The 24,293-nt window shown below is 65.9% G+C and carries 23 protein-coding genes; 6 read left to right on the top strand and 17 right to left on the bottom strand.

Annotated elements, in window-relative coordinates; all coding sequences use genetic code 11:
- Positions 1-20 precede the first annotated feature (20 nt).
- Together AADZ55_RS09785 and AADZ55_RS09780 are read right to left on the bottom strand one after the other, a co-directional pair.
- Complete coding sequence (locus AADZ55_RS09785; protein ID WP_085325161.1) at positions 21-1,448, bottom strand: phytoene desaturase family protein; 1,428 nt, start codon at positions 1,446-1,448, stop codon at positions 21-23.
- Positions 1,445-3,190: a DUF3556 domain-containing protein gene (locus AADZ55_RS09780; RefSeq protein ID WP_085325221.1), complete on the bottom strand. Its 1,746-nt coding sequence runs from the start codon at positions 3,188-3,190 to the stop codon at positions 1,445-1,447. Before AADZ55_RS09780 ends, AADZ55_RS09785 begins: the two co-directional genes overlap by 4 nt.
- 319 nt (positions 3,191-3,509) lie before the next feature.
- Between AADZ55_RS09780 and AADZ55_RS09775 the strand changes: the two genes are divergently transcribed.
- Positions 3,510-3,707 (top strand): hypothetical protein, encoded by a 198-nt coding sequence (locus AADZ55_RS09775; RefSeq protein ID WP_133056417.1) that lies wholly within the window; start codon positions 3,510-3,512, stop codon positions 3,705-3,707.
- Between the two features lie 95 nt (positions 3,708-3,802).
- Here AADZ55_RS09775 and AADZ55_RS09770 read toward each other — a convergent pair whose 3' ends face one another.
- On the bottom strand, positions 3,803-5,059 hold the full coding sequence (locus tag AADZ55_RS09770; RefSeq protein WP_085325163.1) for a PucR family transcriptional regulator: 1,257 nt from the start codon (positions 5,057-5,059) through the stop codon (positions 3,803-3,805).
- A gap of 177 nt (positions 5,060-5,236) precedes the next feature.
- Between AADZ55_RS09770 and AADZ55_RS09765 the strand changes: the two genes are divergently transcribed.
- From AADZ55_RS09765 to AADZ55_RS09755, 3 genes are read left to right on the top strand one after another with little or no spacing between them, the layout of a single operon-like run.
- Positions 5,237-6,052, top strand: coding sequence for a 1-acyl-sn-glycerol-3-phosphate acyltransferase (locus tag AADZ55_RS09765; protein ID WP_085325164.1), 816 nt, complete (start codon positions 5,237-5,239; stop codon positions 6,050-6,052).
- Positions 6,053-6,055: 3 nt separating this feature from the next.
- The gene (fadD12, locus tag AADZ55_RS09760; RefSeq protein WP_085325165.1) at positions 6,056-7,681 is read left to right on the top strand and encodes an acyl-CoA ligase FadD12; all 1,626 of its coding nucleotides are present in this window, start codon (positions 6,056-6,058) and stop codon (positions 7,679-7,681) included.
- Positions 7,678-8,952 (top strand): alpha/beta hydrolase, encoded by a 1,275-nt coding sequence (locus AADZ55_RS09755; protein WP_085325166.1) that lies wholly within the window; start codon positions 7,678-7,680, stop codon positions 8,950-8,952. The genes fadD12 and AADZ55_RS09755 overlap by 4 nt, the downstream gene beginning before the upstream one ends.
- Here AADZ55_RS09755 and AADZ55_RS09750 read toward each other — a convergent pair.
- The 12 genes from AADZ55_RS09750 to AADZ55_RS09705 form a co-directional block, all read right to left on the bottom strand.
- Positions 8,949-10,334 carry a WS/DGAT/MGAT family O-acyltransferase gene (locus tag AADZ55_RS09750; protein WP_085325167.1) on the bottom strand — a complete coding sequence of 462 codons (1,386 nt, stop codon included), beginning with the start codon at positions 10,332-10,334 and terminating at the stop codon, positions 8,949-8,951. The two genes, AADZ55_RS09755 and AADZ55_RS09750, sit on opposite strands and share 4 nt — an antisense overlap.
- A 66-nt stretch (positions 10,335-10,400) precedes the next feature.
- The gene (gene whiA / locus AADZ55_RS09745) at positions 10,401-11,378 is read right to left on the bottom strand and encodes a DNA-binding protein WhiA (protein ID WP_085325222.1); all 978 of its coding nucleotides are present in this window, start codon (positions 11,376-11,378) and stop codon (positions 10,401-10,403) included.
- Positions 11,375-12,439 (bottom strand): YvcK family protein, encoded by a 1,065-nt coding sequence (locus tag AADZ55_RS09740; protein ID WP_085325168.1) that lies wholly within the window; start codon positions 12,437-12,439, stop codon positions 11,375-11,377. Before AADZ55_RS09740 ends, whiA begins: the two co-directional genes overlap by 4 nt.
- Positions 12,436-13,341, bottom strand: a complete 906-nt coding sequence (rapZ, locus tag AADZ55_RS09735) for an RNase adapter RapZ (protein ID WP_085325169.1) — start codon at positions 13,339-13,341, stop codon at positions 12,436-12,438. Before rapZ ends, AADZ55_RS09740 begins: the two co-directional genes overlap by 4 nt.
- Positions 13,338-15,281, bottom strand: coding sequence for an excinuclease ABC subunit UvrC (uvrC, locus tag AADZ55_RS09730; protein WP_085325170.1), 1,944 nt, complete (start codon positions 15,279-15,281; stop codon positions 13,338-13,340). The genes rapZ and uvrC overlap by 4 nt, the downstream gene beginning before the upstream one ends.
- A 54-nt stretch (positions 15,282-15,335) precedes the next feature.
- Positions 15,336-15,818, bottom strand: a complete 483-nt coding sequence (locus tag AADZ55_RS09725) for an RICIN domain-containing protein (protein WP_085325171.1) — start codon at positions 15,816-15,818, stop codon at positions 15,336-15,338.
- Between the two features lie 211 nt (positions 15,819-16,029).
- On the bottom strand, positions 16,030-16,494 hold the full coding sequence (locus tag AADZ55_RS23560) for a ricin-type beta-trefoil lectin domain protein (protein WP_423202395.1): 465 nt from the start codon (positions 16,492-16,494) through the stop codon (positions 16,030-16,032).
- 163 nt (positions 16,495-16,657) lie between these two features.
- Positions 16,658-17,125, bottom strand: a complete 468-nt coding sequence (locus tag AADZ55_RS23555; RefSeq protein ID WP_423202371.1) for an RICIN domain-containing protein — start codon at positions 17,123-17,125, stop codon at positions 16,658-16,660.
- Between the two features lie 33 nt (positions 17,126-17,158).
- A complete protein-coding gene (locus AADZ55_RS09720) occupies positions 17,159-17,656 on the bottom strand; it encodes a PH domain-containing protein (protein WP_085325174.1) in 498 nt (165 codons plus the stop codon).
- Positions 17,653-18,135: a 6,7-dimethyl-8-ribityllumazine synthase gene (gene ribH / locus AADZ55_RS09715; RefSeq protein WP_085325175.1), complete on the bottom strand. Its 483-nt coding sequence runs from the start codon at positions 18,133-18,135 to the stop codon at positions 17,653-17,655. Before ribH ends, AADZ55_RS09720 begins: the two co-directional genes overlap by 4 nt.
- Positions 18,132-19,418: a bifunctional 3,4-dihydroxy-2-butanone-4-phosphate synthase/GTP cyclohydrolase II gene (locus AADZ55_RS09710; protein ID WP_085325176.1), complete on the bottom strand. Its 1,287-nt coding sequence runs from the start codon at positions 19,416-19,418 to the stop codon at positions 18,132-18,134. The genes ribH and AADZ55_RS09710 overlap by 4 nt, the downstream gene beginning before the upstream one ends.
- A 172-nt stretch (positions 19,419-19,590) precedes the next feature.
- The gene (locus AADZ55_RS09705; protein WP_085325177.1) at positions 19,591-20,196 is read right to left on the bottom strand and encodes a riboflavin synthase; all 606 of its coding nucleotides are present in this window, start codon (positions 20,194-20,196) and stop codon (positions 19,591-19,593) included.
- Positions 20,197-20,280: 84 nt separating this feature from the next.
- Here AADZ55_RS09705 and AADZ55_RS09700 point away from each other — a divergent pair, with 84 nt between their 5' ends.
- Together AADZ55_RS09700 and AADZ55_RS09695 are read left to right on the top strand one after the other, a co-directional pair.
- Positions 20,281-20,991: an LppX_LprAFG lipoprotein gene (locus AADZ55_RS09700; RefSeq protein WP_085325178.1), complete on the top strand. Its 711-nt coding sequence runs from the start codon at positions 20,281-20,283 to the stop codon at positions 20,989-20,991.
- A 5-nt stretch (positions 20,992-20,996) separates the two neighbouring features.
- Entirely contained in the window at positions 20,997-22,553 is a 1,557-nt protein-coding gene (locus AADZ55_RS09695) for an MFS transporter (RefSeq protein ID WP_085325179.1), read from the top strand.
- On the opposite strand, the gene ribD is transcribed toward AADZ55_RS09695, so the two are convergent.
- Entirely contained in the window at positions 22,550-23,569 is a 1,020-nt protein-coding gene (gene ribD / locus AADZ55_RS09690; protein ID WP_085325180.1) for a bifunctional diaminohydroxyphosphoribosylaminopyrimidine deaminase/5-amino-6-(5-phosphoribosylamino)uracil reductase RibD, read from the bottom strand. The genes AADZ55_RS09695 and ribD overlap by 4 nt on opposite strands.
- On the bottom strand, positions 23,566-24,276 hold the full coding sequence (gene rpe, locus AADZ55_RS09685) for a ribulose-phosphate 3-epimerase (protein ID WP_085325223.1): 711 nt from the start codon (positions 24,274-24,276) through the stop codon (positions 23,566-23,568). Before rpe ends, ribD begins: the two co-directional genes overlap by 4 nt.
- Positions 24,277-24,293: the final 17 nt, after the last annotated feature.

Here is a 24,293-nt window from a genome sequence, read left to right as displayed (position 1 = left end):
AGACGCGACCGACGGTGGGTTCAGCGACCGCGTCGCTGGCGCAGCCACTTCAGCGCCGATTCGGCGGCGTGATAGCCGCACAGGCCGTGGATCCCGGCGCCCGGCGGCGCGGACTGCGAACACAGATAAACCCCCGGCACACCTATCGCATACGGATCGAGGGCAACCCGCGGACGGAAGATGACCTGCAGCCGGTCATTGGCGCCGCCGATGATGTCTCCGCCGATGAAGTTGCGGTTATAGGCCCGTAGCTCAGAGGTGGACGTGCTGACCGTCGCGGTAATCCGGTCGCGGAATCCCGGGGCGAACCGCTCGATCTGGTCGACGACGGCGGCGGTGGCGTCGCCGGCGTAGCCGAACGGCACGTGCGCGTAGGCCCATATCGGGTTGACGTTGCCCGCGCAGCGGGATGGATCTGCCAGGTACTGCTGCCCGACGAGGACGAAGGGGCGCTGCGGCATCTTTCCTTGGGCGCGTTGACATTCCGCATCGGCGACCTCGGAGAAGGTGCCGCCCAGATGAACCGTACCGGCACGCCTGCAGTCGAGGTTGGTCCATTCAATATCACCCTCGATGGCGAAGTCGACCTTGAACGCCGACGCCCCCTGCCGGTAGCGCCGATAGGACCGCTTGATCCAGGTCGGCATGACGTCGCCGTAGATCTGCAGGACCGCGGCCGGGCTGAGGTCGAGCATGACGATGTCCGCGTCGGGAAGGTCATTGCGGCCGGTGACCGTGACGCCGGTGCTGACCTTGCCGCCATGGGCGGTTAGGGCGGCGCCCAGCGCCGTTGCGATCGACCCGGATCCGCCTTGCGCGACGGGCCAGCCGTAGCGGTGGCCGCTGGCCAGGATCATCAACCCGAGCGATGCGGTCAGCGGCCGGTCCAGCCGGCTGTAGACGTGCGCGGCCGCACCACCGAACAGTGCCCGTGTCTGCTCGGTCCGAAACCAACGCGCCATGGCAGTGGCCGGTAGCACCGCGCGCGGACCGAAGCGGGCCAGGCGGATCGGGTGGCGGGGGACGTTGAGCACCGGGCGAAGCAAGTCCTGGGCCAGCTCATCGAACCCGGCGGCGAGATCGCCCACCGCGCTACGCCACCGGGTGCCGTCCGGTCCCATGCCGGCCACGGTCTGCGCGATCGACTGATACAGCACGCCGGCGGTGCCATCGTCGAGCGGGTGCGCGCAGTCGATCTCCGGCCACCGCCAGGTCAGGCCGTAGCGCCCGAGGTCGATCTCCTTCCAGAACGGTGATCCGACGCCAAGCGGGTGAAACGCCGAGCAGTGATCGTGGATGACCCCGGGCACGGTGAGCTCACCGGAGCGCGCTCCCCCGCCGATCGTGTCGCGGGCCTCCAGCACGTGTACCTCGATTCCGTGACGGGCGAGGTGGATCGCCGCGGCCAGGCCGTTGGGCCCGGCACCGACGACGACCGCGGACGTCATCGTGTGGAGCGTTGCGTCGTGACATGGACCGGGAACTCATCGCCGGGCTCGGGCCACGGCTGGCGGCTCAGCATGTCCTCGACGGTGACGTAACCCGCCTCGATCAATCCGGACTTGGCGTCGACGATGCGGTACCACTGCTTTTGAACCTGGATCGGCTGACCTTCCAGGATGATGACGCGGACCTCGCCTTCTTCGAAATTGCAGCGCCGCTGCACCGCCGCCACCAGCTGTTCGTTATGCAGGTGGCCTTCGCCGAAGTTCCACCCGATCAGGGGCCCGGCAACGATCTCGCCCTCACGAACCCGGTAGTTGGCCTCGTCGTCGAGCGCGCGGGGCAGCAACCCATTGAGCGCCCTGCCGTGGGTGTGCATCGCCCGGAACGCGGCGGTCTTGTCGGCCATGATTTCGGCAGTCGGCGCGTCGTAGAGCTTGGCCAGCTGATTGACCACCAGCGCAGAGCTTTTGACGACGTTGGCTTCCAGTTTCTCCTCGGCGCCCGTACCGAAACACCACACGCTGGTGGCCCAATTGCCGGCGTAGTAGCGCATGGCCGGCAGGAACGAAATCTTTTCGGGCACAAGGTTTCCCGCGATCGCAACGGCAACCGCGACAAGCACGATGGCCAACAGCAGCGGTGACCGAAGGTCGGTGACCTGGATCGCGCCGTAGTGACCGAATAGGTAGAACAGCGAAAAGATGAAGAACACGTTCCATTCCAACGGGACGCCCATCGGAAGGTTGGACAGGATGTTGAGGTGGAAGATCACCATGAACCCGATGAGGAACCATCGCCAGGGTTGGTCGCCGGCGACGAACACCAGGATCGTCGGGACCAGGAACTCCGCCGTGGTGCCGCCGACATGCGCCATGAGCTTGGGTAACCAGGAGGGCCGCAGGTCGTTCACCGGGTCCAGGTAGAGCAGGTGCTTGATCGGGTTGAACAGCCTGCTGCGCAGCAGCGCGTTGTTGCTGGTCATCACCGACACGACGTACGGGAAATGATGGTTCAGCTTGGAGGTCGCCGCCCCCCACCACAAGGCGAGCATGATGATCTTGAAGGCCGCGATCTGATCGACGAAGGGGAAGAAGAACACGAACAGTTTCAGCCAATAGTGTTCGCCGCGGGCGGCCAGGAAGACGGTTTTGTCGCGCAGCCCCAACAACCCCAGCGCGACGATCGTCGGCACTACTAGCATCGGGTTGATCAGACCGACATCACCGGCGGTCACCGACCCGCCATGGCCCGGTGACAACAGCGCCCACACCCCACCGATTAGCGCGACAGCGTAGAGAGCGACGTCGACAACGCTGCGGGTGTCGCCGCGGGTGAACGGAACCTTGTCCGGCCAGGCAGGCAGACGAATCGTGTTGGGGCGCAACCAATAAAGGAACCCACCGATGGGTGGCCAGAACCGTCCGGTGAGCGGGCCGGATCCGCAACCAAGGCCCAGCACCTCGAACAACAGCGTGAAGACGATGACCTTCTGGTACACGATCGGCTGCGTCCACCAGTCGGCGATGCGACCCAGCCCGCCCAGCCCGGGGGTCAGCGAGATGATCACGGCGGGGGCGGCGACGTATACCGCGATCTTGAACAGGTAAAGCAGATACACCGCATACGGTGTTCCGAAGCCGTGTTCCACCCAGTGCCGGGTCACAACCTGCAGTCGCGTCGCCCGGGGCAAGCCGGGCCAAGTGTCGTGATCTACGTCCGGGAGCTCCGGTGACATGAATCCCATGGCGGCCTCATTCTCGGTACGAAACCAGCTGGCCAATCCAATGTATCGATATCATGCCGTGCCCGGTAGCCGGCCCGTGGGTGGGCCGGTGTCGGGACTGAAACCCGCTGCGGCAAGGGTTGACTCATGTGTACTCGGTAGGGCGCAGTGTCATCGGCCTGGAATCCAGCCGAGGCAAGCCGTCCGCGCGACCCCTCATCACGCACGGATGCTTGCTCGGTGCTGTCCCAGGGGCATCTTTGCGGTCCTACTTGACCGCTACCAGCGCCCTCCGAGAGATCGGGGAAACCGCACCCAGGGCACGAAGCGGAAATCGTCGGTGCAGTTGATCGATCAGCCCGTCAAGAACCTGTCGCTCCTGCTCTTGGAGATCGATCTGTCGGTAAATCTGGGTGAGCAGGTGCAGAAAATACTCGGCCTGGTGGCGATCGGCCGTTGCCGCCCTGGCTACCCGACCGGTGGTGGCGGCGCGCCCGTTCATGTCCATCTCTCTCTACTGGAGTTTTTCGGTGTTTGACGTGGGCAAACGCTAGCGCACCAAATCCCCGGGACACCATGTGCGCCCAGGCCGAAGCTCACGATCACCCTTGTGCGCGCAGCATGAACGGGCCGCTAGTTGGCCGGACGCAGCACCGCCGGAGCCATCCACCGGCAGATCTCCAGCGCGATCTGCACCCTCAATACGGCTTCGGGATCGTCGAAACTCTGCCCGCACAGGTCCATCGCCTGGGCCACCCGATACGCAATGGTGTTGCGGTGCAGAACCATCGCCTCGGCGGTCGCAACATAGCTGCGGTTGCGTACCAAGAACTGCCGCAACGTCTCTCGCAGCCAATCATTGCGCTCGTCGTCAACACTGAGATCGCCCAGCGCATCGGCGACAAAGCGCCCCAACTCATCCACATCGTCGGCCATCAACGCGACCGGCGCCACCTCGTCATAGAACACGACCCGGGCGCCGAGGCGGCCTTCGCCGGCAACGACCAGTGCCTTCACCCGTTCAGCCTGCCTCAACGATGCGCGAAAGCCGCGCAGCCCGTCCGCAACCCGACCGCAGGCCAATCGCGCCCGAATTCCCGCGGACTCGAACGCCGTGCGAACCCGAGATCGATCGAGGGACCGTGCGGAGGCCGGCGAGAACCACAGCCGAGCCTCCCGCTCATCGGTCGGCACCAGCAACGAACTCGCCGCGGCACCGAGTTCGGTGGCCAACAAGCTTCGTACCTGATCGAACAGCTCCACCACCTCACCGGTGGGTACCTCCGTATCCAGCCACACCACCGCGGCGATATGCGCGCCGTCCAACGGGTAGCCCAACGTCTTTTCGGCGCGTCGAACGTCAACCGGGGTAGCCGCAAGGACCTCGCTGACCCAGCGATGCTGCAGGCCGCCGCGGCGGCTCACCCAGCGATCGTGCTCCAGCTCATAGGCGACAACCAATTGATCGGCGAGCAGGTCGATCAATCGGGCCGAGCGATTTACGAGTTCGACGATGGTCGGCACTTGCTCAGCGGGCTCCAAGAACGACACATACTGCATCGCCACCTCCACGAAACGCGCATGCCCCAGCCGATGCGCCCGGACCAGCGGCGCCAACGGAACATCGCGTTGCGCGGCCGCACGCGTGTAGGCCAGCGCGGCCGCCGGAGCCTCTACCAGGGAGATCGCCGCATCCCGATCCAGGTAGTGAATGGCCGCCACAACACTCTCGGTGAGGCTCGCGCGCCACAAGTTCATCATCCGGCTGTCGTAGTTCAGCCCCTGAATCTCGGTCTTCATCATGTCGAACAGGTCGGCGATGAACTCGTCGCGAATCATGTCCATTTGTCGGGCGATCACCGAAATGGGTGCGCCACCGAACTCGGCCACCTATGCGTCCCTTCTGATCCGCCAGCACCATTGATCACTGTGCCCGCCTCGAAGCGACAACGGGAGACTTTTCGCCGGCGACGCCGTCATGGCGACCCCACCGGCGGTCGCTACGATCAAGGGACTCGACGGCACCGGAGCCTCGTGGGAGCCTCGTGCGAGTCTCAAGGGAGCACAGTGAGCAACACCGATCGCCCTGATCTTGGGGATGCCGACATCGGCAAATTCGACCCCGCCCTGACCCAGCGCCTGATGGGCGTGCTGCGCCCGGTCCTGAAGGCGTACCACCGGTCACAGGTGCGCGGTCTGGATTCCTTCCCGCCCGGCGGAGCGCTGGTCGTCGCCAACCATTCCGGCGGCATGTTCCCGATGGACGTACCGGTCTTCAGTGCCGACTTCTACCAAGAGTTCGGCTACGACCGACCTGTCTACACGCTGAGCCACGACATCCTGTTCACGGGCCTGACCGGGGATTTCTTCAGGCGCACCGGGTACATCCGGGCCACCCGGGACAACGCCGCCCAGGCGTTGCGGTCCGGCGGTGTGGTGGTCGTCTTTCCCGGCGGCGACTACGACGCCTACCGGCCCACGTTCTCGGAGAACGTGATCGACTTCAACGGCCGCAAGGGATACGTCAGCACGGCCATCGAGGCCGGCGTGCCCATCGTGCCGGCGGTGTCCATCGGCGGCCAGGAAAGCCAGCTCTATCTGACCCGCGGCATGTGGCTCGCGCGACGGCTGCAGCTGAAGCGCCTGCTGCGTAGCGAAATTCTGCCGATCTCGTTCGGCTTTCCGTTCGGGTTCAGCGCCGCGATCCCGCCCAACCTGCCGCTGCCCGCCAAGATCGTCATGCAGGTGCTAGCGCCGATCGACGTCACCGAGCGATTCGGCGAGAACCCAGATGTCGATGAGGTCGATGAGCACGTGCGGTCGGTGATGCAGCAGGCCCTCGACAAGCTCGCGGCCAAGCGCCGCTTTCCGATACTGGGCTGAGCTATGGCATCCCAGGCGTCCCGTATCGGCCAAACCCTCGGTTTGATCGCCACCATGAGGCGCGCCGGGTTGATCGCACCGATGCGGCCGGACCGCTACGTGCGGATCGCCGCGGCGATGCGCCGTGAAGGCATGAGCATCACCTCAGGTTTCGCCAGTGCGGCGCAGCGCTGCCCGGACCGCGCGGGTCTCGTTGACGAACTCGGCACCCTGACCTGGAAGCAGCTCGACGAGCGCTGTGATGCGTTGGCCGCCGCGCTGCAGGCCCAGGGCGCTGGTAGGCCGAAGGTAATCGGGATCATGTGCCGCAACCATCGCGGTTTCGTGGAGTCACTGGTGGCGGCCAACAGGATTGGCGCCGACATATTGTTGCTCAACACCTCGTTCGCCGGTCCGGCGCTGGCCGACGTGGTGACCCGGGAAGACGTCGACACCGTCATCTACGACGAGGAGTTCACCGCGACGGTCGATCGGGCGCTATCAGCCAAGCCGGACGCCACCCGCATCGTCGCGTGGACCAGCGAGCGGCACGACCTGACCGTTGCGAAACTCATCGCTGCCCACACCGGGCAGCGGCCCGCACGCGCCGGCCGCACCGGAAAGATGATCCTGCTGACTTCGGGCACCACCGGAACACCCAAGGGTGCCAAGCATTCTGGCGGTGGCGTTGGCGCGCTCAAGGCGATCCTGGATCGTACGCCCTGGCGGGCCGAGGAGCCGATAGTGATAGTGGCGCCGATGTTCCACGCCTGGGGCTTTTCGCAATTGGTGCTGGCCGCGTCGCTGGCCTGCACCATCGTCACGCGCCGCAAGTTCGACCCAGAGGCCACGCTGGACCTGGTCGACCGCTACCGGGCGACGGGTTTGGCGGTAGTCCCGGTGATGTTCGACCGCATTATGGATCTGCCGACCGACGTTCGTAGCCGCTACAGCGGCCGGTCACTACGGTTCGCCGCCGCATCCGGTTCACGGATGCGACCCGATGTGGTCATCGCATTCATGGACCAATTCGGCGACGTGATCTACAACAACTACAACGCCACCGAGGCCGGCATGATCGCCACCGCAACACCGGCCGACCTGCGTGCCGCGCCCGACACCGCCGGCCGGCCCGCCGAAGGAACCGAAATCCGCATCCTGGACCAGGAATTCAACGAGGTACCCCGCGGCGAGGTCGGCAGCATCTACGTCCGCAACAACACCCAGTTCGACGGCTACACCGAGGGCTCGACCAAGGACTTCCACGCCGGGTTTATGTCGTCGGGCGATGTCGGCTACCTCGATCCGGCCGGACGGCTGTTCGTGGTGGGCCGCGACGACGAGATGATCGTCTCCGGCGGCGAGAACGTCTACCCGATCGAGGTGGAGAAGACGCTGGCAGCCCACCCCGACGTGGCCGAGGCGGCGGTGATCGGCGTGGACGACGAGCAGTACGGCCAGCGGCTGGCGGCCTTCGTAGTTCTCGAGCCCGGCGGGTCGGCCACATCCGAGACTCTCAAGCAACATGTCCGGGGAAACCTGGCCAACTACAAGGTGCCTCGAGAAATTTCCGTGCTCGACGAGCTTCCCCGCGGCAGCACCGGAAAGATCCTGCGTGCCGAACTGCAATCACTGGTCGGTGGCTCGTGAGACTTCGGCGGCGGCGACGCCCGAGACCACTAGCCCGCGGCGCACTGGAATTCATCAACGCCGCCAACGGATTACGCCCCCTTGCCCGCAAGGGCTACCGGACCGTGCTGGTGTTCTGCTTCGGCTGGCCGACATCGGAGGTGCCGGGCGTCTACCTGACCGCCTCCGTGCTGGACGCGGTGCGCCGGGGTCGGCGCGGCGACTTCGCCGGACCGAAGGGAAAGGCGGCGTTGGCACTGACGGCCGCGGCATGGGGCATCCTGGGAGTGATCCGCTACCGCGGCGTCACTACCCCGGGCCCGGTACTGGAAGCGGGGCTGAGCGAACAGCTCGGGCCGGACTACGCCAAAGAGCTGACCGCACTGCCCACCGAACCGACGCACCGGACTGGCAAAGGCCGGCGCAATCCGCCACTCCGGACGACCGTGGCGCGCCGTCGCTACGTCGAGAAGACCAACGTCGTGCCCTACGGTCCGCACGGCCGGGCCAACCTGGCCGACATCTGGCGCCGCCGCGACCTGCCACGCGACGGCAAGGCGCCGGTGCTGGTGCAGGTTCCCGGCGGCGCGTGGGTGCTGGGTTGGCGCCGCCCGCAGGCGTATCCATTGATGAGCCACCTGGTTTCACGCGGCTGGGTGTGCGTGTCGCTGAACTACCGGGTCGCTCCCCTGCACACCTGGCCCGACCACATCGTCGACGTCAAACGGGCGCTGGCCTGGGTCAAGCAGAACATCGCGGCCTATGGCGGGGATCCGAATTTCGTTGCAATCACCGGTGGATCTGCCGGCGGCCACCTGTCGGCCCTTGCGGCACTGACGCCCAATGACCCCAGATTTCAGCCGGGCTTCGAAGAGGCCGACACCTCGGTGGCGGCCGTGGTCCCGATATACGGGCGCTACGACTGGTTTTCGACGCACGGAGATGGACGCTCGGAGTTCATCGGGCTGCTGGAAAAGTTTGTGGTGAAACGGAAATTCAGCACGCACCGCGATATCTACCTGCAAGCTTCGCCGATCCGGCACGTACGCGCCGACGCGCCACCGTTCTTTGTGCTACACGGCCACGACGACTCTCTCATTCCGGTGGGCGAAGCGCAGGAGTTCGTCGACGAACTGCGTGCGGTGTCGAAGTCTCCAGTCGCGTACGCCGGCCTGCCCAACGCTCAACACGCGTTCGACATCTTTGGCTCTCCGCGCGCCCATCAAACCGCCGAGGCCGTGGCCCGATTCCTGTCCTGGGTCTACGTGACGAACCCGCCCCCTGCCGACTAGCCCAATTCGGCGGCGCGCTCGAGTTCGGCCAGAGCCGGCTCTATGGCGTCGGCCATCTCGTCGATGTCGTTGGCCACTTCGGGCGTGGTCACAAAGCCGAAGTCCAAGTACTCCTGGTAGGAGAAGCAGGTCACGTTGAGGGCGACGTCCATCACCGGCGGCCCGAGCGGCACCAGCGATTCCAATGCGGCGCCGGCCATGTACAGCGGGAAGGGCGGACCGGGGACGTTGGAGACGACCAGATTGATCGGCGCCAGGTTGTGCGACAGCCCGGTGGCCGTATATGCGCGGGCGGCAAGTTGTAGCAACCCGGGCGGTGTGGTCTCGGTGAGCCCCATAATCTGATGCGCCGAGAGCGCTTTGGCCATCTCCTTGGCGCTCTGCGTGCTTTCGTGGATGGCCGCGAGCCGTTCGGCGGGGTCCTCGATATGGGTTGCCAGCGACGCGGTCATCGAGCTGATCTGGTTTCCGACGTCCGCCTTCGTTTGGTCGGTGCGGGTAGAGACCGGAATCTGCGCGATCAGCGGCTTGGCGGGCAGCTCGTCACGCTTCTGCAGGTATTCACGCACGGCCCCGGCCACCATGGCCAACACCACGTCGTTGAGCTTGACGCCAAAGGCGTCCTTGACCGCCTTGGCCCTGGCCAGCTCGACGCGGGTGCCGGTAACCCGTCGGTGTGGCGACACGGCCGCGTTGAACCGGGTCTTGGGCGCGTCGAAGTACCGCGGCGGCTTGCGGCGGATGCCGAAAACGGCGATCTGCTGACGCACGGTCTGCTCCACCAATCTGGCGATGCGGAACGGCGTCATGACGCCCACGTTGAGGAGGGCACCGATCGCGCGCCGTTCCACGCCCGGGATCTGGAATCCCACAAATCCAACCGTTTCCTCTTTCGGCGGTCGCGGTTCGGGCGTGACATCCAAGAGGATTTCGCCCAAGCCCGCGCCGGAGACCCCGTCGACGATGGCGTGGTGCATCTTGGTCAACGTCGCGATGCGGCCGCCCTCGACACCCTCGATTACCCACAGTTCCCACAGCGGCCGGGAGCGGTCCAGTTTGTACGACATCAGCCGGCCAACGAGCTCCTCCAGCTCGCGCCGCCCACCCGGGGCGGGCACGCCGATGCGACGGACATGGAAATCGATGTCAAGGTCCTCGTCCTCGACGAACCACGGCCGATCCAGCCCGAGCGGCGCACCGGTAACGCACCATCGCAACTGCGGGATCTCGGGCAGTCGCTCGATAAGCAGTTCCCGGAGTCGCTGAAAGCTGTAGTCCGGCGCGTCGCTGGGATCGTTGATCGCCAGCGCGCCCACGTGCATGTGCCAACCTGCGGTTTCCGCAGACCAAAAAGCCGCGTCAACGCTCGAGAGCCGTTTCATCCCACGACCGTAGCCTTAGCGTGCCCACGGAGGCCAGTGGGTGACCCGGGGTCCCGGTTCGCCGGGCTAGGCGTCCTCGAGTAAATCAGGAGTCACCGCCGATTCCGTATCGGGGATCCCCTCCACCTTGGCCTTGCGATCAGCCATCGACAACAATCGCCGAATACGGCCGGCCACAGCATCTTTCGTCATCGGGGGTTCGGCAAGGCGGCCCAGCTCCTCCAGCGACGCCTGGCGGTGCTCGACGCGCAACTTGCCGGCCGAGGCCAAGTGCTCGGGCACGGTATCGCCGAGTATCTCCAGCGCGCGCTCCACCCGGGCGGCCGCCGCGACCGCTGCCCGCGCCGAGCGGCGCAGATTGGCGTCGTCGAAGTTGGCCAGCCGGTTAGCCGTCGCCCGCACCTCACGGCGCATCCGACGCTCCTCCCAGACCAGCCGGGTGTCCTGCGCCCCCATCCGGGTCAGCAACGCGCCGATCGCCTCACCGTCGCGCACCACCACACGATCGACACCGCGCACCTCGCGGGCTTTCGCGCTGACCCCAAGCCGGCGCGCCGCACCCACCAGCGCCAGCGCAGCTTCCGGGCCGGGGCAACTGACTTCCAATGCCGAGGAACGGCCCGGTTCGGTCAACGATCCATGCGCCAAAAATGCTCCCCGCCACGCGGCTTCGGCGTCACCGATGCTGCCGCCGACGACCTGGGCCGGCAGGCCACGCACGGGACGCCCACGCATGTCGAGCAGCCCGGTTTGGCGGGCCAACGCCTCGCCGTCGTTGGCGACCCGCAGCACGTAGCGGGTGGTCTTGCGAATTCCGCTGGCCGACAATACATGCACCACCGCGGTGTAGCCGTAGAGCTCGAAGATCTCCTTGCGCAGCCGGCGCGCGATGCTACCCAAGTCCAGCTCGGCTTCGACCACCACGCGGCCGCCGACGATGTGCAGCCCGCCGGCGAATCTCAGCAACGACGTGACCTCGGCGCGCCGCGCGCTGACGGACTTCACTACCAGGCGGCTCAGCTCGTCTTTGACTTCGGTCGTCATCGCCACGCGTCGTCACCCCTCGGTCCGTTGCCACCCGGTCCATGCACGCCGGTCTGTTGACGTCCACCGTCGATCCGTATCTCGTCGGTGCCCGTCGCCGAAGATGCGGACGGGCCCCTGCCGCGCAACCGCACCCCATCCAGGACGGCCGCCAGCTTGCCCGGGTCATGTAAAGGTGTACCAGGTCGGACCACGTCGGCGAAGTGGACCTCGGCCTGCAACAGGGTTGCCGTGCGGCGCAGTTGCTCCCGCTCCCGGTCGCTGGGCACTCGCTCGGCGTCGATGATGATGTCGTGCACGGTGAACCCGGGCGCGTGCTGGGCCAGCACATGCAAATGACGCTCCACCGAGAAACCGGCCGTCTCCCCCGGTTCGGCGACCAGGTTGAGCACCAGCGCACGGCGGGCCGTGGTTGCGCGCAGCGCCGAAAACAGACCCGGCACCAGCACATGGGGGATCACGCTGGTGAACCACGATCCGGGCCCCAGAACAACCAGGTCGGCGGCCATGATGGCGTCGACCGCCTGCCGGGTCGCCGGCGGGTCGGCGGGCAGCAATCGCACCCGCCGCACCTTTCCGGGTGTGGTCGCGATCGCGACCTGCCCCCGGATCAACCGGAACATCCGCGGGTCAGCCTCCAGACCGGACACGTCGGCCTCGATCTGCAACGCGATCGGGCACATCGGCAGCACCCTGCCCTTGACACCGAGGATGCGCCCGAGTTCGTCGAGGGCGGCGACCGGATCGGCTAGCACCTCGGACAGGCCGGCCAGCATCAGGTTGCCGATCGGATGCCCGGCCAGCGCGCCACTACCACCGAATCGGTGCTGCAGAATGGTGGCCCACAGTCGCCCATACGGGCTGTCGGATGCCAACGCCGCCAACGCCATTCGCAGGTCGCCCGGCGGCACCACATCGAGCTCGTTGCGCAACCGGCCGGAGGAACCACCGTCATCTGCGACGGTCACCACGGCGGTGACGTAGGGAGTCAGCCGGCGGGCCGCGGACAGCGTGGCGTACAAGCCGTGTCCGCCGCCCAGCGCGACGATGCCATCGGTCATTCGCGACCCAGATCCCGGTGCAGCACCCGCACCGACAGTTGCAGATCGCAGCGCAGCAGTCCCATCAATGCCTCGGCGATCGCGACGCTGCGATGCTTGCCCCCGGTGCAGCCAACGGCGATCGTCATATAGCGCTTCCCCTCCCGGCGGTAGCCGTCGACAACCAGGGACAGCAACCGATGGTAAGACTCGAGGAACTCAGCGGCGCCCGGCTGGCTCAGCACATAGTCCCGCACCGCCGGATGTTGGCCGGTGAGGGGACGCAACTCGTCCACCCAGTGCGGGTTGGGCAGGAACCGCACGTCCATGACCATGTCGGCGTCCATGGGCAGGCCGTACTTGAAACCGAACGACTCGACGGTGACGCTGGTGGTCGTCCCGGCATCGTTGCCGAAGGCACGCTCGATGCTTTCCCTCAAGCCCCGCACCGACAGGGTCGACGTGTCGATGATCAGATCGGCGGTGGCGCGAACCGGGGCCAACATCGCGCGCTCCGCGGCGATGCCCTCGGCCAGGGTCTGCTCCCCCTGCAGCGGATGACTGCGGCGGTTCTGTTCGTAGCGGCGCACCAACATGTCGTCGGACGCCTCCATGAACACCACACGCGGGGTGATGTCGCGGGTGGCCAGTTCGTTGCGCACCGAATCGAGGTCGCCGGTGAAGCCACGCGACCGCACATCCATTACCACCGCTAGCTGGGTGATCCGTGATCCGGCGGCCAGCCCGAACTCCACCATGCGGGTAATCAGCTGGGGCGGCAGATTATCGGCCACATACCAGCCCAGGTCCTCCAGCACCTTGGCCGCCGTGCCCCGCCCGGCCCCGGATAACCCGGTAACCAAGACGACGTCGATGCCGGCGTCTTCCGAACGATTCTCAACGTCCCCAACATGGTTCGTCATCCCGGCGCTCCGGGTGAGTCAGGCCGCAGTGCCTCGAGGACGGCCGTGGCCGTGGCCACGCCGATACCCGGGACGGCGGTGATTTGGTCGACGGTGGCCTCCTTGAGGCGGGCTATCGATCCGAAATGGGTGACCAAGGCCTTGCGACGATGTTCTCCCAATCCCGGCACCGAGTCCAGCGCCGAGGCCGTCATCCGCCTGGATCGTTTGCTGCGATGGTAGGTGATGGCGAACCGGTGCGCCTCATCGCGCACCCGCTGTAGCAGATAGAGTCCCTCGCTGTTGCGCGGCATAATGATCGGATCGGGCTCCGATGGCACCCAGACCTCTTCCAGCCGCTTGGCCAAACCGATCACCGCGATGTCGGCGATACCGAGCTCGTCGAGCACGGCGCTGGCGGCATTGACTTGTGGGGCGCCGCCGTCGACCACGTATAGATTGGGCGGGTAGGCGAACTTGCGCGATTTCCCGTCCAGGGAGTGCGGATTCGGATTGTTCAAGTCGTGCAGGTGCCGCATGAACCGGCGCCGAGTCACCTCGGCAATGGAGGCCACGTCGTCGGAGCGCCCCTGCCCGGCGGCGTCGCGGATCCCGAAGTGGCGGTAATCCGATTTGCGCGGCAGGCCGTCCTCGAACACCACCAGCGACCCGACCACGTCGGTGCCCTGTACGTGGCTGACGTCCACACACTCGATTCGCAGTGGCGCATCCGCCAGGCCCAAAGAGTCCTGAATGCTCTGCAGTGCAACTGATCTGGCGTTGAAATCGCTGGCTCGCTTCAGTTTGTGTTGCTGCAGTGCTTCTTTCGCGTTGCGGTGCACTGTTTCGGCCAATGCTCGCTTGTCGCCGCGTCGCGGAACCCGCAACGCGACCCGGGATCCGCGCAGACCCGACAGCCAGCTGGCCAACTCCTCGGCGTTGGACGGCAAACAGGGCACCAGCACCTCGCGGGGAACCGGGTTGGTGGATTCGTCGGCGGCGCTGTCCAACGCCGCCTGGTCGCCGTAGAACTGCGTGAGGAATTGCTCGACAAGCTGCTCCGCACCGGAATACCCTGGCTCTCCGGGCTTTTCGACGATCCAGCCGCGCTGGCCGCGCACCCGGCCGCCCCGGACATGGAACACTTGCACCGCCGCCTCGAGTTCGTCGTCGGCGAACGCCACCACATCGGCGTCGGTACCGTCGCCGAGCACCACGGCCTGCTTTTCCATGGCGCGCTTCAGCGCGGACAGGTCGTCGCGAAGCCGTGCGGCTCGTTCGAAGTCGAGTTGCTCGGCTGCGGCGTTCATCTGCTGTTCCAGGTCGCGGGCAAACCGGTCGGTCTTGCCGGACAGGAAGTCGCAGAAGTCCGTCACGATCCGGCGATGCTGCTCGGCGCTAACCCGGCCCACGCATGGAGCCGAACATTTGTCGATGTAGCCCAGCAGGCATGGTCGGTCGATCTGTTTGTGCCGCTTGAACACTCCCGCCGAGCAGGATCGCGCCGGAAACACGCGGGTGAGCAGGTCCAGTGTTTCCCGGATTGCCCACGCGTGGGAGTACGGCCCGAAATACCGCACCCCCTTGCGCCGCGGGCCGCGATACACCATCAGCCGGGGATACTCCTCGCCCAGGGTAACCGCCAACACCGGGTAGGACTTGTCGTCGCGGTAGCGGACGTTGAAGCGCGGATCGAACTCCTTGATCCAGTTGTATTCCAGCTGCAGCGCCTCGACCTCGGTGTTGACCACCGTCCACTCGACCTTGGCCGCGGTGGTCACCATCTGCCGAGTCCGCGGTTGCAGGCTGGCGACGTCGGCGAAGTACGACGTCAGTCGGCTGCGCAAACTCTTGGCCTTGCCAACGTAGATCACTCGCCCATGCGCATCCCGGAATCGGTACACGCCCGGCGCAACCGGGATGGACCCGGGCGCGGGGCGATACGTCGCGGGATCTGGCACGTATCCAGGCTAGTGGTCGCCGCAACGGTGGCGCGCCGGGATCGGGTAGCCCGGTCAGGGAACGCTATCCCACTCCTGGTCGGGCGCACCGGGGCTGCACCAGCGGGTGGACACCCAAGTCCCCGGACCCGGGCCGCCAAGAACGGCAAGGCAGCCATCCATTTCACCATGGATCAAACCGTTGGGCTGGATGGTCCAATGCTGGGTGAACCAATCGATGCAAGGCTGCAGGTGCACCCACATGCCGCCGGGCTGCATCGGCTGCATCAGGCACTGCCCGGGGAAGGCCACGCTCTCGAGTTGCTGGTCGGCGGTGAGGTTCCAACGCTGGAAATCCGTCCCATTGCAGGGGTTGATCACCACCGGGCTCACCCAGCTCCCAGTCGGGGCGTCCAGACAAACATCGCCCAATCGGCTCTTCACCTGGACCGGGCCGTCGGCACTCGCCACACCAGCGCTTGGCACCGCGACAACCAACAATGCACCCACTAGGACAAGGGCCCGGCGCACACCGCCCATCAACCGCGATTCATGCATTTCGCCTCCAGCCTCTCATCTCGGCCCACCTCGCGCACGACAAGCGACGCGTCTCACACCGAGACCACAACCGCCGCAGACAGTTCGCCACCGGTAGCAAGATCCGCCCCGACCCACGGTGGTGCAGGTCCTCGACCTCGGTTGGCATCGGCCCGAACTGGCGTCGACGCGGGGCGATCGGCACGCGACGAGACGCGCCCGGCGAGCCCGATCACGGCACGCTATCCCACTCCGCGCCGGGTCCACCGATGGCGCAATTGAGGCCGATCACCAGAGCCCCGGGATTCGCCACGCCGTTAATAACGTCTATACATTGCAAGATGCCATTCGTGATGTGGCCGTCAGGCTGCATACTCCAATGCTGGAGCCCGCCCATTTGACAGGGCACGATAGTTACCAACCACTCATTCACTTCGCCAATTGTCAAGCAAGACCCGGGGAAAGCGACACTTTGGATCCGACCGGGAATGTCGAAATTCCAGAGTTGAGATTGCGAACCATTGCACGGGTTGATCACCGTAGCGGTGTTGAAATTCCCGCTGGGGGCGTCGAGACACCAGTTTCCCAATCGGCTCTTCAACTGGACCGGGCCGTCGGCACTCGCGACGCCAGCGCACAGTACCGCGATAGCCAATAACGGCCCGGCTAGTACAACGGCCCGGTGCACACCGCCCATCAACCGCGATTCATGCATTTCGCCTCCAGCCTCTCATCTCGGCCCACCTCGCGCACGACAAGCGACGCGTCTCACACCCAGACCACAACCGCCGCAGACAGTTTGCCACCGGTAGCAAGATCCGCTCGGACCCGCGACGACGCGACGCACCCAGCGAACCCGGTCAGGACACGCTATCCCACTCCTGGGCGGGTCCGTCGAAGCCGCAATTGAAGGGTCTCACCGGGGCCCCAGGGTGCGCGTCGCCGTTGACAATGGTGAGGCAGGAACCAAGCGAATCCTCAATCTGACCGTTGGGGTGAATGTTCCAATGCTGGTTGAACCCGCCCATTTGACAAGGGAAGACGGTCACCTGCCACATACTCACTGCGCCGGCTGTCAAGCAAGCCCCAGGGTAGGCCGCGCTCTCGATCTGACCGTCAGAGTTGATATCCCAGCGCTGGGATGGCGACCCATCGCAGGCGTTGACAAACGTTGCCGTGTTGAAATTCCCACTCGGGGTGTCCAGACACCAATTGCCCAGTCGGCTCTTCACCTGGACCGAGCCGTCGGCACTCGCCACGCCAGCGCTCAGCAGCGCGACGCCAAATACTGCCCCTGCTACGACAACGGCCCGGCATACACCCCTCATCAAGCGCGATTCATGCATTTCGGCTCAACCCTCTCATAGTGGTCCACCACAGTTGTCATCCGGCGATCGTACGAGGTCCGGCCGATATCGGGTCAGTAACGAGCGCACCGTGTCCATGGCTGCCACGGCGCGATCCTTGTCGACGGCCTGGATGGCCATCACCGGGATGTACTCGTCGTCGGGCAGGTCGATTCGCGCCCACCGACTACCGCCGGGAAACGACACACCGACCACGTCGGACCACGGGACTAGTCTGTCGCCCAACAGATTACGCACCGAAAGCCCAGCCATACCCACCCGCAGTCGCGGGCGCACGAAGAGCAGCACCGCCCCGGCGAGAACCAGACCCAGGGCTCCCATTGCCACCTGGTCAGCAGTCTGGAAAACCACACCACTGGATTGGACCTTCAACAGCAAACCCACCACGATGTGCGCTGCCGCGATCAGAAACGCTGCGGCGTAGGCAAAATACGGTGTCCGATGCGGACGCAGCTCAACATCCCACGCCTCCCGGTTCGGCACCGCGGTCACGACTGAGAGCGCAGGTCACGCAGGGTCAGCGCGGTGGCCAGGGCCGCGGCGGCCGCCTGGGCGCCCTTGTCCTCGGCCGACGTCGGAAGCCCGGCCCGATCCAGCGCCTGCTCCTCGGTGTTGGTGGTCAGCACCCCGTTGCCAACCGGTGTCGAAGAGTCCAGCGACACACGAGTCAGGCCCTGGGTTACCGCATCACAGACGTAGTCGAAATGTGGTGTGGCACCGCGGATCACGACACCGAGTGCGACGACGGCATCGTGATTGCGGGCCAGTTCTTGCGTCACCACTGGAATTTCGATCGCGCCCAGCACGCGGACCACCGTCGGGTTGTCGATACCGGACTCGGTGGCTACCTTGCGGGCACCGGCCAACAGGGCATCGCAGACTTCGGTGTGCCAGGTGCTGGCCACGATAGCGAGCCGCACACCGGACGCGTCGAGCGCCGGTAGGTCCGGCACCCCGGCGCCACCGCTCACAAAGCACCACCGAATTCACCCGGAAGATGGACAGATTCCGGAAAATCATTGAAATCGTCCAGCCCGACGAGGTCGTGGCCCATTTTGTCACGTTTGGTCATCAGGTAGCGGATATTATCCGCGTTGGCCCGCACCGGCAGCGGCACCCGTTCGATGATGTGCAATCCGTACCCATCCAGTCCCACCCGCTTGGCCGGGTTATTGGTCAGCAGCCGCATCGAGCGTACCCCGAGGTCGACGAGGATCTGTGCGCCGATCCCGTAATCCCTTGCGTCGGCCGGTAATCCAAGCTTGAGGTTGGCGTCCACGGTATCCGCACCCGCGTCCTGCAGCTGGTAGGCCTGCAGTTTGTGCATCAGGCCGATGCCGCGGCCCTCATGGCCACGCATGTACAGCACCACGCCACGCCCTTCCCGGGCAACCATTCCCATCGCGGCGTCCAGCTGGGGCCCGCAATCGCAGCGGCGCGACCCGAACACGTCACCGGTCAAGCACTCGGAGTGCACCCGGACCAGCACATCGTCGCCGTCGGCGTTCGGCCCGGCGATCTCGCCGCGGACCAGCGCCACATGTTCCACGTCCTCGTAGATGCTGGTGTAGCCAATGGCGCGAAACTCCCCATGACGGGTCGGGATCCGGGCCTCGGCGACGCGCTCGATGTGTTTCTCGTGCTTGCGCCGCCATTCGATCAAGTCAGCAATGGTGATGAGCGCGAGACCGTGCTCATCGGCGAAGACCCGCAACTCATCGGTCTGCGCCATAGAGCCCTCGTCTTTTTGGCTGACGATCTCGCAAATCGCCCCCGCGGGTTGCAACCCGGCCATCCGGGCCAGGTCCACGGCGGCCTCGGTGTGGCCGGGCCGGCGCAGCACGCCGCCATCCTTGGCCCGCAACGGAACCACATGACCGGGGCGGGTGAAATCGTCGGCGACACTGGCCGGATCGGCTAGCAACCGCATTGTGGTAGCCCGATCGGATGCCGAAATGCCCGTCCCGATGCCAGTCCGTGCATCGACGGTCACGGTGTATGCGGTCCCGTGCTTATCCTGGTTCACCGCGTACATGGGCAACAGGCCCAGCCGGTCGCAGACCGCGCCATCCAGCGGCACGCACAGATATCCCGAGGTGTAGCGAACCATGAAGGCCACCAGCTCCGGCGTTGCCTTCTCGGCGGCGAAGATCAGATCGCCCTCGTTCTCGCGGTCCTCGTCATCGATGACGACGACGGCCTTACCCGCTGCAATGTCGGCAACCGCCCGCTCGACGGAGTCCAACCTCGTCATCTTTGCTACCTAGCTGTCAGGCCTGCCCACACGCGAAGCCCACGTGTTGCATTCAGTATGAACCATTGAGCCAGGTGGTCCCGCCACTCGCGGCGGAATCGCGACACTTACACCACGCACACGACACGCCGTGCAGCGCGTGACCGTGGCTCATGTCTCGGCGTGAGCGATGTTAGCCGGCGCTCTGCATGAGCCGCTCAACATACTTGGCGATGACATCGACCTCGAGGTTTACCCGCGTTCCCACCGGAGCGGAACCCAGCGTGGTCAGCTCCCGGGTCGTCGGGATCAGCGAAACCTCGAACCAGTCGCGGGGTTCGGCGCCCAGCCCGGAGACCGTCAGCGAAATCCCGTCGACGGTAATCGAGCCCTTCTCGACGACATAGCGAGCCACCGCCGCGGGCACCTCGATCCGCACCACCTCCCAGTGTTCCGACGGAGCGCGAGCCACGATTTCGCCGGTCCCGTCCACATGCCCCTGCACGATGTGCCCGCCGAGCCGGCTGCTCAGGGCCGCGGCGCGTTCCAGGTTCACCCGGCTGCCGGGCCGTAGTTCACCCAAGTTGGACCGATTCAGCGTCTCGGCCATCACGTCGGCGGTGAATTGGCCGTCGGGCAAAACATCGACGACCGTCAGGCACACGCCGTTGACGGCGATCGAGTCGCCGTGGCCGGCGTCGGAGGTGACCATGGGACCGCGGATGACCAACCGCGCCGCATCGACGAGGGCGTCCCGGCCGGTCACCTCTCCGAGTTCCTCGACAATTCCGGTGAACATCGCACCAGGTTAGTGAACACCGCAGCGGACCGGCACCCCACTCGCCGACCGGCCGAGTCACAGCCACCCTCTACGATGCAGGGTATGCAGACCCCCAGACGTCCCCGCCGGCTAGTTGCCGTACTCGCCGCCCTGAGCATCGCCGCCACCGTGGTTGCCGGCTGCTCGTCGGGCTCGAAGCCCAGCGCCGGACCGCTTCCCGAAGCCAAGCCGTTGGTCGAGGAGGCCACCGCGCAAACCAAGACCCTCAAGAGCGCACATCTGGTGCTGACGGTGAACGGCAAGATCCCGGGACTTTCCCTCAAGACGCTGAGCGGTGATCTCACCACCAACCCCACCGCCGCGACGGGAAACGTCAAACTTACGCTCGGTGGGTCTGATATCGATGCCGACTTCGTGGTCTTCGACGGGATCCTGTACGCCACCCTGACGCCCAATAAGTGGAGCGATTTCGGTCCCGCGGCCGACATCTACGACCCCTCGCAGGTACTGAACCCCGATACCGGCCTGGCCAACGTGCTCGCGCACCTCACCGACGCCAAAGCCGAAGGACGCGACTCCATCAACGGGCAGAACACCATCCGCATCAGCGGCAAGGTGACGGCACAGGCGGTGAATCAAATCGCGCCGCCGTTCAACGCGACGCAGCCGGTGCCGGCCACCGTGTGGATTCAGGAGGCCGGTGATCATCAACTGGCGCAGGCCCAGTTGGACCGCGGCTCGGGCAATTCCGTCCAGATGACCTTGTCGAAATGGGGCGAGCAGGTCCAGGTCAGCAAGCCCCCGGTGAGCTGATCAGCATGCGAGCAGGACGCCGAGTCGCGATCAGCGCGGGCAGCCTAGCGGTACTGCTGGGCGCGCTGGACACCTATGTCGTGGTCACCATCATGCGCGACATCATGAACAGCGTCGGTATACCGATTAACCAGCTGCACCGGATCACTTGGATCGTCACGATGTACCTGCTGGGTTACATCGCTGCCATGCCACTATTGGGCCGGGCGTCGGATCGGTTCGGCCGCAAGCTGATGCTGCAGGTCAGCCTGGCCGCATTCATCGTCGGCTCGGTGGTGACCGCGCTGGCCGGGCACTTTGGCGATTTCCATATGTTGATCGCGGGCCGCACCATCCAGGGTGTCGCCAGCGGTGCGCTGTTGCCGATCACGTTGGCGCTGGGCGCCGATTTGTGGTCGCAGCGCAACCGCGCCGGTGTGTTGGGCGGGATCGGCGCGGCGCAGGAGCTCGGCAGCGTGCTGGGCCCGCTGTACGGAATCTTCATCGTCTGGCTGTTCCACGACTGGCGAGACGTGTTCTGGATCAACGTCCCGCTGACCGGCATCGCCATGGTGATGATCCACTTCAGCCTCCCCTCCCACGACCGCAGCGCGGAGCCGGAGCGGATCGACGTGGTCGGTGGTGGGCTGCTGGCGACCGCCCTGGGCCTCGCGGTCATCGGGCTGTACAACCCCAACCCCGACGGCAAAGAAGTGCTGCCGGACTACGGGCTGCCCATGCTGGCCGGGGCGATCCTTGCCGCGGTGGCGTTCTTCGCCTGGGAACGCTTCGCCCGCACCCGCCTGATCGAACCGGCCGGGGTGCACTTCCGGCCGTTCCTGGCCGCGCTGGGCGCATCAGTGGCTGCGGGCGCGGCGCTGATGGTGACGCTGGTCAACGTGGAGCTGTTCGGCCAGGGCGTGCTGCAGTTGAACCAGAGCCAGGCGGCCGGAATGCTGCTGTGGTTCCTTATCGCATTGCCGATCGGCGCGCTGACGGGCGGGTGGATAGCCACCCGGGTCGGCGACCGAGCGGTGACCTTCGTCGGGTTACTCATCGCCGCCGGCGGTTACTGGCTGATTTCGCACTGGCCAGTGGACCTGCTGGCCTATCGGCACAGCATCCTCGGCCTGTTCACAGTGCCCGCGGTGCACTCCGACCTGCTGGTGGCCGGTTTGGGGTTGGGGCTGGTGATCGGGCCGCTATCGTCGGCGACCCTGCGGGTTGTCCCGTCGGCCCAGCACGGCATCGCTTCCGCAGCGGTGGTGGTGGCCCGGATGACCGGGATGCTGATCGGTGTGGCCGCGCTGAGCGCCTGGGGGTTGTACCGGTTCAACCAGATCCTGGCGGGGTTGTCGGCGTCGGTACCGCCCAACGCCAGCCTGCTTGAGCGCGCGGCCGCCATCGGAGCCCAATACCAGAAGGCGTTCGCGCTGATGTACGGCGAGATATTCACCATCACCGCGCTCGTGTGTGTGGTCGGTGCGGTGCTGGGCCTTTTGGTTAGCGGCCGCAAGGAACACGCCGACGAACCGGAGGTTGCAGAGCAGCCGACCCTCGCGCCTCAAGTAGAGCCGCTTTAACGCCCCACCAGGCTAAGCAACAGATCCGATCCGACCTTTTCGACGCTGTCGAACTGCCAACGCAAGGCCTGGGTGATGCTAGAGACCCCCACATCATCGACCGCAGTGACCGGGCCACCCAACAAGATCGGGGCGACGTAGGCCAGGATCCGATTGATCGCGCCGGCCCGTAGGAAGGCCCCAGCGAGGGTGGGACCGCCCTCCAGCAACACATCGGTGCGATCCGACAGCGCCCTGAGCACCTCCACCGGCTCGTGGGTACGGATCACCATGGTGCGCGCATCGTCGTTGAGAACTTTTGCTTCCGTCGGTATGTCACGCTTGCCCACCACCACGCGCAAGGGCTGCTGCTGCGCGAGCGAGCCGTCCGCCAGCCGAGCGGTCAGGGCTGGGTCGTCGGCGAGGACGGTGCCGGTGCCAACAACGATCGCGTCGGCGATGGCGCGGCGACGATGCACGTCCTGGCGTGCGGCCTCACTGGATATCCACTGGCTGGAGCCGTCGGCGGCGGCGCTGCGGCCGTCGACGCTGGTGGCGTACTTCCACGTCACATGCGGCAAACCGGTGCGCTGCTTGTGCAGCCACTCCCGCAACGGTCCGGCCGCCACCTGATCCGCCATCACCCCGGACCGCACCTGCACGCCGGCCGCCGACAGCCGGCCCGCGCCGCCCCCCGCGATCCCGTTTGGGTCGGCGACGGCGTAGAACACCGTGCCCACCCTGGCTTCGATCAGAGCGTTCACGCACGGCGGAGTCTTGCCGTAGTGATTACACGGCTCCATGGTGACCACCGCGATGCCGCCGGCGGCCAATCCGCCGGCCCGCCGCAGCGCGACCACCTCGGCGTGATCGCCGCCGGCCGGCTCGGTGGCGCCGACGCCGACGACCCGGCCGTTGGGATCCACAATCACGGCCCCGACCGGCGGGTTCGGATAGGTGGTGCCCTTGACCTGGTAGGAGTGCTCGATCGCCAGGCGCATGGCCTCGTCGATGTTCTTGACCTGCTCCACGTTCATCGGCGGTTCACGCCGCCGAGATGGGGCGATGCGGCACCGGCCTGTCGCCGTAGGGCCGCTACCGCGGCGGCCGGGTCATCGGCACCGTAAACCGCCGAGCCCGCGACAAAGCAGTCGACGCCCGCCTCCGCGGCCTGCTCAATCGTGTCCTCGTTGATGCCGCCGTCGATCTCGACCAGGATCGTCAACTCGCCCGCGTCGACCAATTTGCGCACAGTACGCACCTTGCTCAGCACCTCTGGAATGAAATCCTGGCCGCCGAATCCGGGCTCTACCGACATGACAAGCAGGGTGTCGAAGTGAGGCAGGATGTCCAGGTATGGCTCCAGCGGGGTCCCCGGCTTCACACTGATCCCGGCTTTGGCGCCCGCGGCCCGGATATCGCGGGCCACGCCGATCGGGTTGTCGGTGGCCTCCGCGTGGAACGTGACGTTGTAGGCGCCCGCTTCGGCATACGGCGGAGCCCACCGGTCCGGGTTGTCGATCATCAAATGGCAGTCCATCGGGATGTGGGTGACGGCCAGCAGGCTCTCCACCACCGGCAGGCCGATGGTCAGGTTTGGCACGAAATGGCCGTCCATCACATCGACATGTAGCCAGTCGGCGCCGTTCACCGCTGCCGCTTCGTCGGCGAGCCGTGCGAAATCGGCGGCGAGGATCGAAGGCGCTATCAGCGGTTCCGCCGTGCTACCAGCCATGAGCGACACCTTACTGAGCCTTGCGG

The organism is Mycobacterium decipiens (assembly GCF_963853665.1).
Lineage (GTDB): Bacteria > Actinomycetota > Actinomycetes > Mycobacteriales > Mycobacteriaceae > Mycobacterium > Mycobacterium decipiens.
Note: the sequence above shows the minus strand (reverse complement) of the source record. Positions and strands in the feature narration are given on the sequence as shown.

Coding starts and splice junctions, on each gene's coding strand:
- fadD12 (WP_085325165.1), top strand. CDS start 6,056: ATGGCATCCCAGGCGTCCCGTATCGGCCAAACCCTCGGTTTGATCGCC.
- AADZ55_RS09700 (WP_085325178.1), top strand. CDS start 20,281: ATGCAGACCCCCAGACGTCCCCGCCGGCTAGTTGCCGTACTCGCCGCC.
- AADZ55_RS09725 (WP_085325171.1), bottom strand. CDS start 15,818: ATGCATGAATCGCGGTTGATGGGCGGTGTGCGCCGGGCCCTTGTCCTA.
- AADZ55_RS09705 (WP_085325177.1), bottom strand. CDS start 20,196: ATGTTCACCGGAATTGTCGAGGAACTCGGAGAGGTGACCGGCCGGGAC.
- rapZ (WP_085325169.1), bottom strand. CDS start 13,341: ATGACGAACCATGTTGGGGACGTTGAGAATCGTTCGGAAGACGCCGGC.
- whiA (WP_085325222.1), bottom strand. CDS start 11,378: ATGACGACCGAAGTCAAAGACGAGCTGAGCCGCCTGGTAGTGAAGTCC.
- AADZ55_RS09740 (WP_085325168.1), bottom strand. CDS start 12,439: ATGACCGATGGCATCGTCGCGCTGGGCGGCGGACACGGCTTGTACGCC.
- AADZ55_RS09695 (WP_085325179.1), top strand. CDS start 20,997: ATGCGAGCAGGACGCCGAGTCGCGATCAGCGCGGGCAGCCTAGCGGTA.
- ribD (WP_085325180.1), bottom strand. CDS start 23,569: ATGAACGTGGAGCAGGTCAAGAACATCGACGAGGCCATGCGCCTGGCG.
- AADZ55_RS09785 (WP_085325161.1), bottom strand. CDS start 1,448: ATGACGTCCGCGGTCGTCGTCGGTGCCGGGCCCAACGGCCTGGCCGCG.
- AADZ55_RS09710 (WP_085325176.1), bottom strand. CDS start 19,418: ATGACGAGGTTGGACTCCGTCGAGCGGGCGGTTGCCGACATTGCAGCG.
- AADZ55_RS09750 (WP_085325167.1), bottom strand. CDS start 10,334: ATGAAACGGCTCTCGAGCGTTGACGCGGCTTTTTGGTCTGCGGAAACC.
- AADZ55_RS23555 (WP_423202371.1), bottom strand. CDS start 17,125: ATGAGGGGTGTATGCCGGGCCGTTGTCGTAGCAGGGGCAGTATTTGGC.
- AADZ55_RS23560 (WP_423202395.1), bottom strand. CDS start 16,494: ATGGGCGGTGTGCACCGGGCCGTTGTACTAGCCGGGCCGTTATTGGCT.
- AADZ55_RS09780 (WP_085325221.1), bottom strand. CDS start 3,190: ATGGGATTCATGTCACCGGAGCTCCCGGACGTAGATCACGACACTTGG.